We start from the raw sequence: 14519 nt of genomic DNA on the forward strand, positions 1-14519 counted from the left end.
TTTGAACCTCAAGCCACGAGGCACATGATGACCCGCGAAGAATTCCTGCGTTTGGCCGCTGCCGGCTATAACCGCATCCCGCTTGCCTGCGAAACCCTGGCCGACTTCGATACCCCGCTGTCGATCTACCTGAAACTGGCCGACCAGCCCAACTCCTACCTGCTCGAGTCGGTGCAGGGCGGCGAGAAGTGGGGCCGCTACTCGATCATCGGCCTGCCATGCCGCACCGTATTGCGAGTGCATGACCACCAGATCCGGGTGACCCACGATGGCGTCGAGATCGAAGTCTGCGAAGCCGAAGACCCGTTGGCCTTCGTCGAGGAATTCAAGGCACGCTACAACGTCCCGACCATCCCCGGCCTGCCGCGTTTCAACGGTGGCCTGGTGGGCTACTTCGGCTATGACTGCGTACGCTATGTGGAAAAACGCCTGGGCAAGTGTCCGAACCCTGATCCGCTGGGCGTGCCGGACATCCTGTTGATGGTCTCCGACGCCGTGGTGGTGTTCGATAACCTGGCCGGCAAGATGCACGCCATCGTCCTTGCCGACCCGGCGCAGGAAAACGCCTACGAGCAGGGCCAGGCGCGCCTGCAGCAGTTGCTCGAACAACTGCGCCAGCCGATCACTCCGCGCCGGGGCCTGGAGCTCGACCGTTCACCGGCGGCCGATCCGGTGTTCCGCTCCAGTTTCACCCAGGGTGACTACGAGCGCGCAGTCGATACCATCAAGGAGTACATCCTGGCCGGCGACTGCATGCAGGTGGTTCCGTCGCAGCGCATGTCCATCGACTTCAAGGCTGCGCCCATCGATCTGTACCGGGCGTTGCGCTGCTTCAACCCGACGCCGTACATGTACTTTTTCAACTTCGGTGATTTCCACGTGGTCGGTAGTTCGCCGGAAGTGCTGGTGCGGGTCGAGGACAACCTGATCACCGTCCGGCCGATCGCCGGCACCCGTCCGCGCGGTGCTACCGAGGAAGCCGATCGGGCGCTGGAAGATGACCTGCTGTCGGATGACAAGGAAATCGCCGAGCACCTGATGCTGATCGACCTGGGTCGCAACGACACCGGCCGGGTTTCCGAGATCGGTTCGGTCAAACTCACCGAGAAGATGGTGATCGAGCGTTACTCCAACGTGATGCACATCGTTTCCAACGTCACCGGCCAGCTCAAGAGCGGCCTGACGTCCATGGACGCACTGCGAGCGATCCTGCCGGCCGGTACGCTGTCCGGCGCGCCGAAGATCCGCGCCATGGAAATCATCGACGAGCTGGAACCGGTCAAGCGCGGCGTGTATGGCGGCGCGGTCGGCTACTACGCCTGGAACGGCAACATGGACACCGCGATTGCCATTCGCACTGCGGTGATCAAGGACGGCGAACTGCATGTGCAGGCCGGTGGTGGCATCGTCGCCGACTCGGTGCCGGCGCTGGAGTGGGAAGAAACGCTGAACAAGCGTCGCGCGATGTTCCGTGCGGTTGCCCTTGCTGAACAAACCCCCGCGTCCGACGCCTGAGGAACTCTTTGTCATGTTGCTGATGATCGATAACTACGACTCGTTTACCTACAACGTCGTGCAATACCTCGGTGAGCTGGGCGCCGACGTCAAGGTCGTGCGTAACGACGAACTGACCGTGGCCGAAATCGAAGCCCTCAAGCCCGAGCGCATCGTGGTCTCGCCCGGCCCTTGCACGCCGACCGAGGCGGGCATTTCCCTGGAAGCCATCAAGCATTTCGCTGGCAAGCTGCCGATTCTTGGCGTCTGCCTTGGCCACCAGTCCATCGGCCAGGCCTTTGGTGGTGACGTGGTGCGCGCGCGCCAGGTGATGCATGGCAAGACCAGCCCGCTGATCCATGAAGGCAAGGGTGTCTTCGAGGGGCTGAACCTGCCCCTGACCGTGACGCGCTACCATTCGCTGGTGGTCAAGCGCGAGACCCTGCCCGAGTGCCTGGAGCTGACCGCCTGGACCCAGCTGGAAGACGGCTCGGTCGACGAGATCATGGGCCTGCGTCACAAGACATTGAATATCGAAGGGGTGCAATTCCACCCCGAGTCGATTCTCTCCGAGCAGGGTCACGAGCTGTTCGCCAACTTCCTCAAACAGACCGGCGGCGTGCGCTAAGGAGTTTTCATGGATATCAAGACAGCCCTGAGCCGGATCGTCGGTCATCTGGACCTGAGCACCGAGGAAATGCGCGATGTCATGCGTGAAATCATGACCGGGCAATGCACCGAGGCGCAGATCGGCGCCTTCATGATGGCCATGCGCATGAAGAGCGAAAGCATCGACGAAATCGTCGGCGCGGTTTCGGTCATGCGCGAACTGGCGGACAAGGTCGAGCTGCAGAGCCTCGATGGCGTGGTCGACGTGGTGGGTACAGGCGGTGATGGCGCCAACATATTCAACGTTTCCACCGCGTCGGCCTTTGTCGTGGCCGCTGCCGGTTGCACCGTCGCCAAGCACGGCAATCGCGCCGTGTCGGGCAAGAGTGGCAGCGCCGACCTGCTGGAATCGGCGGGGGTCTACCTGAACCTGACGCCGGTCCAGGTGGCCCGCTGCATCGATAACGTCGGTATCGGCTTCATGTTCGCCCAGACCCACCACAGCGCGATGAAGTACGCCGCCGGTCCGCGTCGGGACCTCGGCCTGCGCACCCTGTTCAACATGCTTGGCCCGCTTACGAATCCGGCTGGCGTGAAACACCAGGTGGTGGGCGTATTCACCCAGGCGTTGTGCCGGCCACTGGCGGAAGTGCTGCATCGCCTGGGCAGCAAGCATGTGCTGGTGGTGCATTCCCAGGACGGCCTGGACGAGTTCAGCCTGGCGGCGCCGACCTACGTCGCCGAACTGAAAAATGGTGCAATAACCGAGTACTGGGTCCAGCCCGAGGACTTGGGTATAAAGAGCCAGAGTCTGTTCGGCCTGGTGGTGGAAAGCCCGGCGGCCTCGCTGGAGCTGATCCGCGATGCATTGGGGCGCCGCAAGACCGAGAATGGCCAGAAGGCTGCGGAAATGATCGTGCTTAACGCCGGTGCCGCGCTGTATGCCGCCGACCATGCCAGCAGCCTCAAGGAAGGCGTCGCCCTGGCCCATGATGCCTTGCATACCGGCCTTGCCCGGGAAAAACTCGAGGAGCTGGGCGCGTTCACCGCGGTATTCAAGCAGGAGAATGAAGCATGAGTGTGCCAACCGTTCTGGAGAAGATCCTCGCCCGCAAGGCCGAGGAAGTTGCCGAGCGCAGTGCGCGCCTGAGCCTGGCCGAGTTGGAAAACCTGGCTCGTGCCGCCGATGCACCTCGCGGTTTCGCCAGGGCGCTGCTTGAGCAGGCCAAGCTGAAGCAGCCGGCGGTCATTGCCGAAATCAAGAAGGCCTCGCCGAGCAAGGGTGTGATCCGTGAGAACTTCATCCCGGCGGAAATTGCCGCCAGCTACGAAAAGGGTGGGGCGACCTGCCTGTCGGTACTGACCGACGTGGATTATTTCCAGGGTGCCGATGCGTACCTGCAACAGGCCCGCGCGGCCTGCAAGTTGCCGGTGATCCGCAAGGATTTCATGGTCGATCCGTACCAGATCGTCGAGGCCCGGGCCATGGGCGCCGACTGCATCCTGCTGATCGTCGCCGCGCTGGAGGACAGCCAGATGGCCGAGCTGGCTTCGGTGGCCAAGGGGGTCGGGCTCGATGTGCTGGTGGAGTCCCACGACGCCGACGAGCTGGAGCGGGCACTGAAGCACCTGGATACCCCGCTGATCGGTATCAACAATCGCAACCTGCATACCTTCGATGTCAGCCTGGAAACCACTCTCGACCTGTTGCCGATGGTGCCTCGCGACCGCCTGGTGATCACCGAGAGCGGTATTCTCAATCGGGCCGATGTCGAGCTGATGGAAATCAGCCAGGTGTATTCGTTCCTGGTCGGCGAAGCGTTCATGCGCGCGCAGAACCCGGGCGACGAGTTGCAGCGGCTGTTCTTCCCGGAGCGCGGGACGCCGGTGATCACCGGCTCCACCCTCGATTGATCACTGTTGTTCGAACAAGCCGGCATTGCCGGCTTTTTCATGGCCATGACTAAACGGACCTTTCTGCCATGACACTGCCCGTTTCCCTTACCGTCGAAGCCGGCTTGCGCGCCGAACAGGATCTGCTGGCCGAAGTGTGCGCCGGTGAGCGCGATTGGGGGCTGCTGTTCTGGCAGCCCAGCGATCGCGCGCTGGTGATGCCGCGGCGATTGAACCGCTTGCCGGGTTTCGACGCGGCCTGTGAGGCATTGGCGGCCAGCGGCTGGCCGATCCTGCTGCGTGAAACCGGTGGCGAGCCGGTGCCGCAGTCGGCGTCGACGGTGAACATTGCCCTGGTCTATGCGCCGCCGCGTAGCGAGGGTGATCAGAACCGAATCGAAACCGGTTATCTGCGCCTGTGCCAGCCGATCTGTGATGCGCTGGACGAACTGGGGGGCACCGCATCCCTTGGCGAAATCGACGGGGCGTTCTGCGATGGGCGGTACAACGTCAATCTCAATGGGCGCAAGCTGGTCGGCACCGCCCAGCGCTGGCGGCAGAGCAGGGGTGGGACGCGACCTGTCGGGTTGGTGCATGGAGCGATGCTGATCGACAACGAGCGTGAGTCGATGGTGGCGGCAGTCAACCTGTTCTACCAGGCGTGCGGTCTTGAGCAGCGGGTGCGTGCCAGCAGCCATATTGCCTTGCATGAGGTTTACCCGGCCCCGCTATTCCTTGAGCGGCTGGCCGGCTCGTACCAGCAGTTGCTGGCAGGTGTACTCGAACCCTAGCGGGTACCGAAGACCACCATGGTCTTGCCCTTGACGTGCACGAGGTCCTGTTCTTCCAGGTCCTTGAGTACGCGACCGACCATTTCCCGTGAGCAACCGACGATCCGGCCGATTTCCTGGCGGGTGATCTTGATCTGCATGCCGTCCGGATGGGTCATGGCGTCCGGCTGCTTGCACAGGTCCAGCAGACAGCGGGCTACACGCCCGGTCACGTCGAAGAAGGCCAGGTCGCCGACCTTGCGGGTGGTGTTGCGCAGGCGCTGGGCCATCTGCCCGCTGAGAGCGTAGAGAATGTCCGGATCCTGCTGGGCCAGTTCACGGAACTTGGCATAGCTGATTTCCGCCACTTCACATTCGACCTTGGCGCGTACCCAGGCGCTGCGCTCCTGTTCGACGCCAGCCTGCTCGAACAATCCCAGCTCACCGAAAAAGTCCCCGGCGTTCAGATAGGCGATGATCATTTCTCGTCCGTCATCGTCCTCGATCAGGATGGTGACCGAGCCCTTGACGATGAAGAACAGGGTTTGCGAGCGGTCTCCGGCACAGATGATGTTGCTTTTGGCCTGATAGCGACGGCGCTGGCAGTGCATCAGCAGTTTGTCGAGGTTCTTGATCTTGGAGGTGGAAGCGGAAGCCAGAGCAACCATGTTTGTATCCTGGAAAGACTGCACGGTTTGGTTTGGTTTTTTAGGCGTAGCCAAAAAGCTGGCATAACGCCAGCGATTTGGCGTCAGCTTAACAGAGGAGCTGCGTCGAGATGGTGGAATTTAACGAGGCTGTCAACCGGTCGTCGCCTGGGCTTGCCTGGTGCTGTGCTAAGCTGGCGACCCTTTTTTATCAGTGGAGTCTTGGCGATGAAGGCACGCATCCAATGGGCTGGCGAAGCCATGTTCCTCGGCGAGTCGGGTAGCGGACATGTGGTGGTGATGGACGGCCCGCCGGAGAGCGGTGGCCGTAACCTGGGTGTGCGTCCCATGGAAATGGTGCTGCTGGGCCTGGGCGGTTGCAGCAACTTCGACGTGGTCAGCATCCTGAAGAAGGCGCGCCAGCCGGTCGAGAGCTGCGAAGCTTTCCTTGAGGCCGAGCGTGCCAGCGAAGATCCTAAGGTGTTCACCAAGATCCACCTGCATTTCGTGGTCAAGGGCCGCGGCCTGAAGGAATCGCAGGTCAAGCGTGCGATCGAACTGTCGGCCGAGAAGTACTGCTCGGCTTCGATCATGCTGGGCGCTGCCGGTGTCGCCATCAGCCATGACTACGAGATCGTCGAACTCGGCTGATGCCCAGGTTTTTGTAGGAGCAGGGCTTGCCCGCGAAGCGTTTGGCAGCTTCAAGGGCCCATTCGCGGGCAAGCCACGCTCCTACAGGAGCGCGGGCCCGTCCTGTGAAACGATCGTTGCCTCGCTCATGACCTGCCGGTTCAGATTCGATAGGTACTCTTGGTCATGACCTTGGCCAACATGCTCATGCCGAACTTCACCGGCGCCGGGAAGCGGAAACCGCCGGCATCGAGCGCCGACTCGGCATGGTGTTCCTCGTCGATACGCATCTGTTCGAGAATCGCCCGGGACTTTTCGTCTTCGGCGGGCAACTGCTCAAGGTGTTCATTCAGGTGCTTGCAGACCTGATCCTCGGTTGCCGCGACGAAACCAAGGCTGACCTTGTCGCTGATCAGCCCGGCTACCGCACCGATCCCGAATGACAATCCATAGAACAACGGGTTCAGCACGCTCGGGCTGCTGCCGAGCTGGCGGATACGCTGTTCGCACCAGGCCAGGTGATCGATCTCTTCTTCCGCCGCGTGTTCCATGGCTTCGCGCACGTGGGGCAGCTTGGCGGTCAGCGCCTGGCCCTGGTACAGCGCCTGGGCGCAGACCTCACCGGTATGGTTGATGCGCATCAGCCCGGCAACGTGACGGGTATCTTCCTCGCTCATCTGCGCTTCCGGCTGGACGATGGCCGGCGACGGGCGGTAGGGCTGGCCGCTGAACGGCAGCAAGGTGCGCATGGCGGCATCGGCTTGCAGCAGCAGGCGATCAATCGGCGAGTAGTGACGTTGGGTAGTCATGCTGACCTCCGGAGGAATCTCGGTCTGCAGTCTACCGCAATCCAGGGCGCAAGGTTTGAGCTGGGTCATCGGGAGGATGAGCGGGGAGTGGCAAATCTTGCGCTATTGTTTTTGTCGCTGTAGGAGCAGGCGGTGCGGCGATCCGACTTGCCGCGAATGGGCCCTTGAGCCGTGCATCGATCTCGCGAGCGTATTCGCTGTGGTCCCGACAAGCCAACTCCTACAGGAGGGACGTATCAGCCCGGAGGCCAGTTCATCTGGCGCTGACCCAGCACGTGCATGTGGATGTGGTAGACCGTCTGGCCACCTTTTTCGTTGCAGTTCATCACTACGCGGAAGCCTTCCTCGCAACCCTGTTCCAACGCCAGGCGCTGGGCGGTAAACAGGATGTGCCCGGCCAGTGCCTTGTCTTCCTCGGTCAGGTCGTTGAGGGTGGCAATCGGTTTCTTCGGGATCACCAGGAAATGCACCGGTGCCTGCGGGGCAATATCGTGGAACGCCAGGACCTGGTCGTCTTCGTAGATGATCTTCGCGGGTATTTCCCGGTTGATGATCTTGGTGAACAGAGTATCCACAACTGTTTCTCCGTTTGAGTGGGATAGGGCCGAGTCTGTCTGCAGCGGCCCGCGAGTTCAAGTGTCAGCGCGGGCAGTATGTCCGGGTAATCAGGCCGGCCAGCTTGCGCACCATCCAGCGGCTGCCCAGGCGCGGCAGTCGGGTCAACCAGCGGTTGCGCCTGCCGGGGATGATGATTGCGCGGTTCTTGTCCAGCGCACGCACCGTGTAGAGCGCGACTTCCTCGGGGCTCATCATCAGCCGGCTCTGCTTGAGCTTGTCGGCTTGCAGTTGGGCGGTATCGAAGAAGGCGGTGCGGGTCAGGCCGGGGCAGAGCACCGAGACCTTGATTCCGGTTTTCTTCAGCTCTTCGCGCAGCCCTTCGCTGAAATGCAGGACGTAGGCCTTGCTGGCGTAATAGCTGCTCATCCACGGTGCCGGGTGGAAAGCGGCGATCGAGGCGACGTTGAGTATCTGCCCGCCACCCTGTATCGCCATCAGGTTGCCGATGGAGTGGCACAGGCGGGTAAGGGCCAGGATGTTCACTTCGATCAGATCCTGCTCGGTGCTCCAGTCCTGGGCCAGGAACGGGCCGCTGGTGCCGATGCCGGCGCAATTGACCAGCAGGTCGATCTGGTGCGTGCCTTCCTCCAGCTCCAGCAGGAAACCGGATAGGCGCAGCGGTTCGCCCAGGTCGCAGGCGCGGAACAGCACCTCCACGCCGAAGCGTTGAGTGAACTCGATGGCAATGCTTTCCAGCCGATCACGTTGGCGGGCAACCAGGATCAGGTTGCGACCGCGGCGCGCCAGGGCTTCGGCCAGGGCCAGGCCAATACCGCTGGAGGCGCCGGTGATCAGGGCGTAACGGGTCATGCAATTCTCCATGGCAACGGCGCCGGGCCTTGCGACAGGGAGGTCGCAAGGTCAGCGCTGTTTATTTTGCCGATAGTCTACAGGGGCCACGGTTACTTGGCGCTGCTCTTGGCCTGGCTGGCCTAGGTGTGCTTGATGCTGGCGGCACCCAGGGCGAACAATACACCCATCAGGAAAACAACGAAGGTTGCCAGAATCGAAAGCACCTTGACCGCCTTGCTGTTCGGTGGCGGTGGTGCACCGTAGCGGTTGGCCGAGGCATCGCCCGGATAGAACATGAGTACGAAAGGAAACACGTAGCCAATGAAGGGCACCAGCGTGAGCAGCCAGAGCCAGCCGGACCAGCCGATATCGTGCAGGCGTTGCACGGCCATCTGGATGGTCAGGAGTATGTAGAAGGCCACGGCAATGATGATGGCCAGCCCACTCACGACCTCCGCGCCTTTCAGGACGCCGAGCAATACCCCTATCAGGACGAGCGTCGCCAGCGCTGCCGTCATGCTCCAGGCCAGGTAGCGCAGTCGCCCGATCCGGCCATTGAAGGTGAATACCTTCAGCGGCCCGAAAGTGGGCAGCGTATCCCCGACCTTGGCCGCAGGTGGGGCATAGGGTGATTGCGCTTCGTTGGCGATCGGAGGCGGGGAATATGGCGACTGCGGCTCACTGATGGCCGCAGGCGGTACACTGGCGGGCAGCTCATTGACATCCGCCAGGCTCAGTTCGCCGCTCGGCGTTTCCTCGACGATGCGTGCATCTATCCCGGTACCGCGCAGGGCTTCGAGATAGCTCTGCGCCTCGGTGGCTGAAAGATCGCGCTTGAGCGCAATCGGGCGGCCATTGAAGAGTTTCTCCACGGAGGCAACATCGCTCTTGAACAGCTCGGCGAGGTTGAATTGGGCAGTGGTCTGTTCCACGCCAGGCAGCAAGGTGCCATCGAATACGATCTTGAAGCGGGTGTTGCTCATTGGGCGTCCCTGTCGCGGCACTGATGGATGGCGCGTAGTGTAGGCCTGCACGGTGCTTGCAGGCCACAGGGTATTCGCTAGCGTGGCCAGTGCCCGGACAGTTGCGTGGCGCGGGCCTGGGCCTTGCGGTATTCGTCGTCGAGCCGTGCGATCAATTGGTCGATGCCCGGCAGGTCGTCGATCCCGCCGACGCCCTGGCCGGCCGACCAGACGGTCTTCCAGGCCTTGGCTTCGTCATTGAGCGGCTTGAGCTTGCTGCCGAAATCGACTTGACCCTTGCCTTGCAGCGCGGCCAGGTCGAAGCCGGCGTTTTCCAGGCTCTGGCGCATGAAGCTGGCCGGTACACCCGAGACGGCAGCCGTGTGCACGATGTCGGCGGCATGGGAGTTCAGCAGCATCTGCTTGTAGGCATCAGGAGCATGGCTTTGCGTGGTACCGATGAAGCGGGTGCCGAGATAGGCCAGGTCAGCTCCCAGCAACTGCGCCGCGAGAATCTCGTGGCCATGGTTCAGGCAGCCGGACAGCAGCAGGGTCTTGTCGAAGAACTGGCGGATTTCGGCGAGCAATGCGAACGGGCTCCAGGTGCCGGCATGACCACCGGCGCCGGCGGCGACCGCGATCAAGCCGTCGACGCCGGCTTCGGCTGCTTTCTCGGCATGACGACGGGTCGTCACGTCGTGAAACACCAGGCCGCCATAGCTGTGCACCGCGTCTACCAGCTCCTTGACCGCGCCCAGGCTGGTGATGACGATCGGTACCTTGTGCTCGATACAGATCTGCAGGTCGGCCTGCAGGCGCGGGTTGCTGTTGTGCACGATCAGGTTCACGGCGTAGGGCGCCGGATTGTCCAGTTCGGCCAGGCCGCTCTCGATTTCCTCCAGCCAGGCCTTGAAGCCACTGCTTTCGCGTTGGTTGAGGGCCGGGAAACTGCCCACTACACCATTGCGACAGCAGGCCAGGACCAGTTGCGGGTTGGAAATCAGGAACATCGGCGCCGCCACGACGGGCAGGCGCAGGCGTTGTTCGAGCAGGGCGGGCAGCGACATGGGCGATACTCCGGGAGTGATGGCTTATTGGCTTAAAACGGTCTGACCACGACCAGAATTACAATAGCCAGCAATATCACAACCGGTACTTCATTGAACCAGCGATAAAAGACATGACTGCGGGTGTTCTCGCCACGGGCGAAGCGCTTCACCTGGGCGCCGCACATATGGTGATAGCCGATCAGCAGCACCACCAGCGTCAGCTTGGCGTGCATCCAGCCGCCCTGGGTGAAGTAGGCGCTTGGGTTGAGGCTGATCAGGGCGCCGCCAAAGACCAGCGTGGCGATCATCGCCGGACCCATGATGCCCCGATACAGCTTGCGCTCCATGACGCTGAAGCGCTCCTTGCTGACGGAGTCCTCGCTCTGGGCGTGATAGACGAACAGGCGTGGCAGGTAGAACAGGCCGGCAAACCAGCAGACGACACTGACGATGTGAAAGGCTTTGAGCCAGAGATAGAGCATTTTTTTGATTTCCAGGTTCACGGTAGGACAAATAGTAGAGTCTTGAGCCTCCGCACGTCACCTTGACGGTTGTCGCAGGCCGGCGCGCGCCCTATTATCGTGGGCTTTCCAGTGGGTTCGTTGAGGGGCAGGTCATGGTGAAGGTCGGTATCGTCGGCGGCACGGGTTACACCGGTGTCGAATTGCTGCGTCTGTTGGCACAGCATCCGCAGGCAGAGGTGGTGGTCATCACTTCCCGATCCGAGGCCGGGCTGGCCGTGGCCGACATGTATCCGAACCTGCGCGGTCATTACGATGGCCTCAAGTTCAGTGTGCCGGACGTCAAGACCCTGGGCGCCTGCGACGTGGTGTTCTTCGCCACGCCTCACGGTGTTGCCCACGCCTTGGCTGGCGAGCTGCTGTCTGCCGGGACCAAGGTCATTGACCTGTCCGCCGACTTCCGTCTGCAGGACGCCGATGAGTGGGCCAAGTGGTACGGCCAGCCGCACGGCGCACCCGCTTTGCTGGACGAGGCGGTCTATGGCCTGCCGGAAGTGAACCGCGAGAAAATTCGCCAGGCGCGCCTGATTGCCGTACCGGGTTGCTACCCAACCGCTACCCAGCTGGGCTTCCTGCCGCTGCTGGAAGCTGGCCTGGCCGACGCTTCGCGGCTGATTGCCGACTGCAAGTCGGGTGTCAGCGGTGCCGGTCGTGGTGCCAGCGTCGGTTCGTTGTACTCCGAGACTTCGGAGAGCCTCAAGGCCTATGCGGTCAAGGGCCATCGCCATCTGCCGGAAATTCGCCAGGGGCTGCGCCGCGCCGCCGGCAAGGATGTCGGCCTGACCTTCGTTCCGCACCTGACACCGATGATCCGTGGTATTCACTCCACGCTGTACGCAACCGTGGCGGATCGTTCGGTCGATCTGCAGGCGCTGTTCGAGAAGCGTTATGCCAACGAGCCGTTCGTTGACGTGATGCCTGCTGGCAGCCATCCGGAAACCCGTAGCGTCCGTGGTGCGAACGTTTGCCGGATCGCCGTGCACCGTCCGCAGGACGGCGACCTGGTGGTGGTGCTGTCGGTGATCGACAACCTGGTCAAGGGCGCTTCAGGCCAGGCGGTACAGAACCTGAACATCCTGTTCGGTCTGGATGAACGACTGGGTCTTTCCCACGCAGGCATGCTGCCGTAACCGCGTCCAACGGTTCACCGAAAAGGCCCGCGATGCGGGCCTTTTTGCATGGTGCGGATTGCAGTCGGTTTATTGATATACCATAACAATAGTTGACCGCTTTTCTAGGAGAAGCGGATAATGCACGTCATCACGCAATATGGCGGCGTAACGCCGGGAGATAGTCAGCATGAGCGTCGAATCCTTCACCCCCACGGCTTTGCAATTCACCCAAGGTGCCGCGCACAAGGTGAAGAGCCTGGTCGATGAAGAGGGTAATGATCGCTTGAAGCTGCGCGTATTCGTTACGGGCGGCGGTTGTTCCGGGTTTCAATACGGCTTCACCTTCGATGAGGATGTGGCCGAGGACGACACCATCGTCGAGCGCGAGGGCGTCAGCCTGGTGGTCGACCCAATGAGCTTCCAGTACCTGGCTGGTGCGGAAGTGGATTACCAGGAGGGTCTGGAAGGTTCGCGGTTCGTGATCAAGAACCCGAATGCGACTACCACTTGTGGTTGTGGTTCGTCATTCTCGATTTGATCAGTCCGTCAGTGCTTTACCTCAACGCCGCGAATCTTCGCGGCGTTTTGCTGTATGGCGATCAGGCCGGGTAGATCGCGCCCAGCACCCGCAGTCCTCGCGCACCGGTCACGCTGGGCCGGTTGGTCGGGATACCTTCAAGGCAGCAGTGGGCCAGCCAGGCGAAGGCCATGGCCTCGACCCAGTCGGGGTCCACGCCTTGGCTGGCGGTACTGGCGACCCGTGTGCCCGGCAGCAGTTGGCCCAGTCGCGCCATCAGCGTCGCGTTGTGGGCGCCCCCGCCGCAGACCAGCAACTCCTCGGTGCCCGTTTGGGCATGCGTCAGCGATTCGACGATAGTCTGCGCAGTAAGCTCGAGCAGCGTGGCCTGCACGTCCTCGACGTTGTAGGCGGGCAGGCGCCCCAGGTGTTGCTTGAGCCAGTTCAGGTTGAAGACTTCCCGCCCGGTGCTCTTGGGGCCTGTGGTCTGGAAGAACGGATCACCCAGCAGTGTCTGCAATAGTTGTGGTTCGACCTGGCCGCTGGCTGCCCATTCGCCGTTGCGGTCGTAGGTTTCGCCGCGCTGGTCGTGAATCCAGGCATCGAGCAGTACGTTACCGGGGCCGCAGTCGAAGCCCGAGACCGGCTTGTCCGGCTCGATCAGGCTCAGATTGCTGAAACCACCAATATTCAGCACCGCGCAATTGGCGCTTCGCTCTTCAAAGAGTGCCTCGTGGAAGGCCGGAACCAGCGGTGCGCCCTGGCCTCCGGCAGCCACGTCACGTCGGCGGAAATCGCTGACGACGCCGATTCCGGTCAGCTCGGCCAACAGCGCCGGGTTGCCTATCTGTACGGTGAAGCCGCGGGCCGGTTCGTGACGGATGGTCTGGCCGTGGCTGCCGATGGCACGAATCGACTCGGGAGTCAGCGACTGCTGGGCGAGGAGGGCGTTGATGCCTTGGGCGGCGAGGGTCGCCCAGTTGTGTTCGGCCAAGGCGGCCCGTGCGATTTCGTCCGGGCCGCTGGCGCACAGGCCGAGGAGTTCGGCGCGGAGTGCGTCAGGCATAGGAATGTAGTGCGTGGCCTGCAGCCGGATGCGGCTGTCCAGCTCGATCAGCGCGATATCCAGGCCATCGAGACTGGTGCCGGACATCACGCCAATATAGAGCGCCATGGGATCAGCGCTTGGCCGAAGCGAGCTTGGTGCCTTTTTCCTGATCCATGCGCGCCATCAGCGGCTGGCTCTGTTGCAGGAAGCGGGCGCGCTCGGATTTGGCGATCGGATCAGCCATCGGGAGCTTCTGGCTCAGGGGGTCGACGTGAACACCATTGACCTGGAACTCGTAGTGCAGGTGTGGGCCGGTCGACAGGCCGGTGGTGCCGATATAGCCGATCACCTGGCCCTGCTTGACGTTGCTGCCGGTCTGGACGCCCTTGGCAAAGCCCTGCATGTGGCCGTAGAGGGTGCGGTAGGTATTGCCGTGCTGGATGATTACGGTGTTGCCATAGCCGCCGCGACGTCCTGCCAGGATTACCTTGCCGTCACCTGCGGCCTTGATTGGCGTGCCGCGTGGGGCTGCGTAGTCGACACCCTTGTGGGCGCGGATCTTGTTGAGGATCGGGTGCTTGCGGCCCATGGAGAAGCGCGAACTGATGCGTGCGAAGTCCACCGGTGTACGGATGAAGGCCTTGCGCATGCTGTTGCCGTCAGCGGTGTAGTAGTTGGTGGTGCCTTGTTTGCTGGTATAGCGCACGGCGGTATAGGTCTTGCCGCGGTTGGTGAAGCGGGCGGAAAGGATGTTGCCGGTCCCGACGGTCTTGCCGTTGACCACCTTCTGCTCGTAGATCACCTCGAATTCATCGCCTGGGCGGATGTCCTGGGCGAAGTCGATGTCGTAGCCGAATACGCTGGCCATCTCTCGGGTCAGGCTGTGGGGCATGCCGGCGCGCTGGGCGGAGAGGGACAGGGAGCTGTTGATCACGCCGTGCACGTAGGCCGACTGGATGGTTGGTTTGGTGACCACGCGATTGAAGGTAAAGCCTTTCGGGCCCTTGGTCAGGGTGATGGTTTCCAGGTCGCTGACCTGGCTGTGCAG

The 14519-nt window shown here is 62.2% G+C and carries 17 protein-coding genes (1 of these 17 cut by a window edge); 8 read left to right on the forward strand and 9 right to left on the reverse strand.

The genetic code is table 11. The features are described from left to right. The first annotated feature begins 27 nt into the window (after positions 1-27). The 5 genes from trpE (at position 28) to AC6I6U_RS06595 (ending at position 4787) form a co-directional block, all read left to right on the forward strand. Positions 28-1515, forward strand: coding sequence for an anthranilate synthase component I (gene trpE / locus AC6I6U_RS06575; protein WP_497881223.1), 1488 nt, complete (start codon positions 28-30; stop codon positions 1513-1515). A 13-nt stretch (positions 1516-1528) separates the two neighbouring features. Continuing rightward, positions 1529-2122, forward strand: a complete 594-nt coding sequence (locus AC6I6U_RS06580) for an aminodeoxychorismate/anthranilate synthase component II (RefSeq protein WP_497881224.1) — start codon at positions 1529-1531, stop codon at positions 2120-2122. Positions 2123-2131: 9 nt separating this feature from the next. Beyond that, positions 2132-3181, forward strand: coding sequence for an anthranilate phosphoribosyltransferase (gene trpD / locus AC6I6U_RS06585; protein WP_497881225.1), 1050 nt, complete (start codon positions 2132-2134; stop codon positions 3179-3181). After that, complete coding sequence (gene trpC / locus AC6I6U_RS06590) at positions 3178-4017, forward strand: indole-3-glycerol phosphate synthase TrpC (RefSeq protein ID WP_497881226.1); 840 nt, start codon at positions 3178-3180, stop codon at positions 4015-4017. The genes trpD and trpC overlap by 4 nt, the downstream gene beginning before the upstream one ends. 68 nt (positions 4018-4085) lie before the next feature. After that, a complete protein-coding gene (locus AC6I6U_RS06595; RefSeq protein WP_497881227.1) occupies positions 4086-4787 on the forward strand; it encodes a lipoate--protein ligase family protein in 702 nt (233 codons plus the stop codon). On the opposite strand, the gene crp is transcribed toward AC6I6U_RS06595, so the two are convergent. After that, the gene (crp, locus tag AC6I6U_RS06600; protein ID WP_497881228.1) at positions 4784-5434 is read right to left on the reverse strand and encodes a cAMP-activated global transcriptional regulator CRP; all 651 of its coding nucleotides are present in this window, start codon (positions 5432-5434) and stop codon (positions 4784-4786) included. The two genes, AC6I6U_RS06595 and crp, sit on opposite strands and share 4 nt — an antisense overlap. A gap of 207 nt (positions 5435-5641) precedes the next feature. Here crp and AC6I6U_RS06605 point away from each other — a divergent pair, with 207 nt between their 5' ends. After that, positions 5642-6064, forward strand: a complete 423-nt coding sequence (locus AC6I6U_RS06605) for an OsmC family protein (RefSeq protein ID WP_017902860.1) — start codon at positions 5642-5644, stop codon at positions 6062-6064. Positions 6065-6204: 140 nt separating this feature from the next. Here AC6I6U_RS06605 and coq7 read toward each other — a convergent pair whose 3' ends face one another. The 6 genes from coq7 to hemJ all read right to left on the reverse strand — a co-directional run bounded on the left by coq7 (position 6205) and on the right by hemJ (position 10755). Next, positions 6205-6852: a 2-polyprenyl-3-methyl-6-methoxy-1,4-benzoquinone monooxygenase gene (coq7, locus tag AC6I6U_RS06610; RefSeq protein WP_186685308.1), complete on the reverse strand. Its 648-nt coding sequence runs from the start codon at positions 6850-6852 to the stop codon at positions 6205-6207. Positions 6853-7088: 236 nt separating this feature from the next. Beyond that, positions 7089-7427, reverse strand: coding sequence for a histidine triad nucleotide-binding protein (locus AC6I6U_RS06615; protein ID WP_010444161.1), 339 nt, complete (start codon positions 7425-7427; stop codon positions 7089-7091). A 64-nt stretch (positions 7428-7491) separates the two neighbouring features. Next, a complete protein-coding gene (locus tag AC6I6U_RS06620; protein ID WP_497881229.1) occupies positions 7492-8280 on the reverse strand; it encodes an SDR family NAD(P)-dependent oxidoreductase in 789 nt (262 codons plus the stop codon). Between the two features lie 122 nt (positions 8281-8402). After that, positions 8403-9245: a DUF805 domain-containing protein gene (locus AC6I6U_RS06625; RefSeq protein ID WP_497881230.1), complete on the reverse strand. Its 843-nt coding sequence runs from the start codon at positions 9243-9245 to the stop codon at positions 8403-8405. A 77-nt stretch (positions 9246-9322) separates the two neighbouring features. Then, a complete protein-coding gene (locus AC6I6U_RS06630) occupies positions 9323-10291 on the reverse strand; it encodes an NAD(P)H-dependent flavin oxidoreductase (RefSeq protein ID WP_497881231.1) in 969 nt (322 codons plus the stop codon). A gap of 32 nt (positions 10292-10323) precedes the next feature. Then, entirely contained in the window at positions 10324-10755 is a 432-nt protein-coding gene (gene hemJ / locus AC6I6U_RS06635; protein WP_497881232.1) for a protoporphyrinogen oxidase HemJ, read from the reverse strand. A gap of 134 nt (positions 10756-10889) precedes the next feature. On the opposite strand from hemJ, the gene argC reads away from it, so the two are divergent. Further along, positions 10890-11924 carry an N-acetyl-gamma-glutamyl-phosphate reductase gene (gene argC / locus AC6I6U_RS06640; protein ID WP_497881233.1) on the forward strand — a complete coding sequence of 345 codons (1035 nt, stop codon included), beginning with the start codon at positions 10890-10892 and terminating at the stop codon, positions 11922-11924. Positions 11925-12093: 169 nt separating this feature from the next. Further along, entirely contained in the window at positions 12094-12444 is a 351-nt protein-coding gene (gene erpA, locus AC6I6U_RS06645; protein WP_003228776.1) for an iron-sulfur cluster insertion protein ErpA, read from the forward strand. Positions 12445-12505: 61 nt separating this feature from the next. Here the strand turns inward: erpA and AC6I6U_RS06650 are convergent, their stop codons facing one another. Together AC6I6U_RS06650 and AC6I6U_RS06655 are read right to left on the reverse strand one after the other, a co-directional pair. Next, positions 12506-13597, reverse strand: coding sequence for an anhydro-N-acetylmuramic acid kinase (locus AC6I6U_RS06650; protein ID WP_497881234.1), 1092 nt, complete (start codon positions 13595-13597; stop codon positions 12506-12508). Positions 13598-13601: 4 nt separating this feature from the next. Further along, positions 13602-14519 carry the 3' portion of a peptidoglycan DD-metalloendopeptidase family protein gene (locus tag AC6I6U_RS06655; protein ID WP_497881235.1) on the reverse strand. It continues 501 nt past the right edge of the window, so the window shows 918 of its 1419 coding nt (coding positions 502-1419); the start codon falls outside the window, past its right edge — the gene reads right to left on this strand; the stop codon is at positions 13602-13604.

Source organism: Pseudomonas sp. UTLPPB19802, assembly GCF_059730225.1.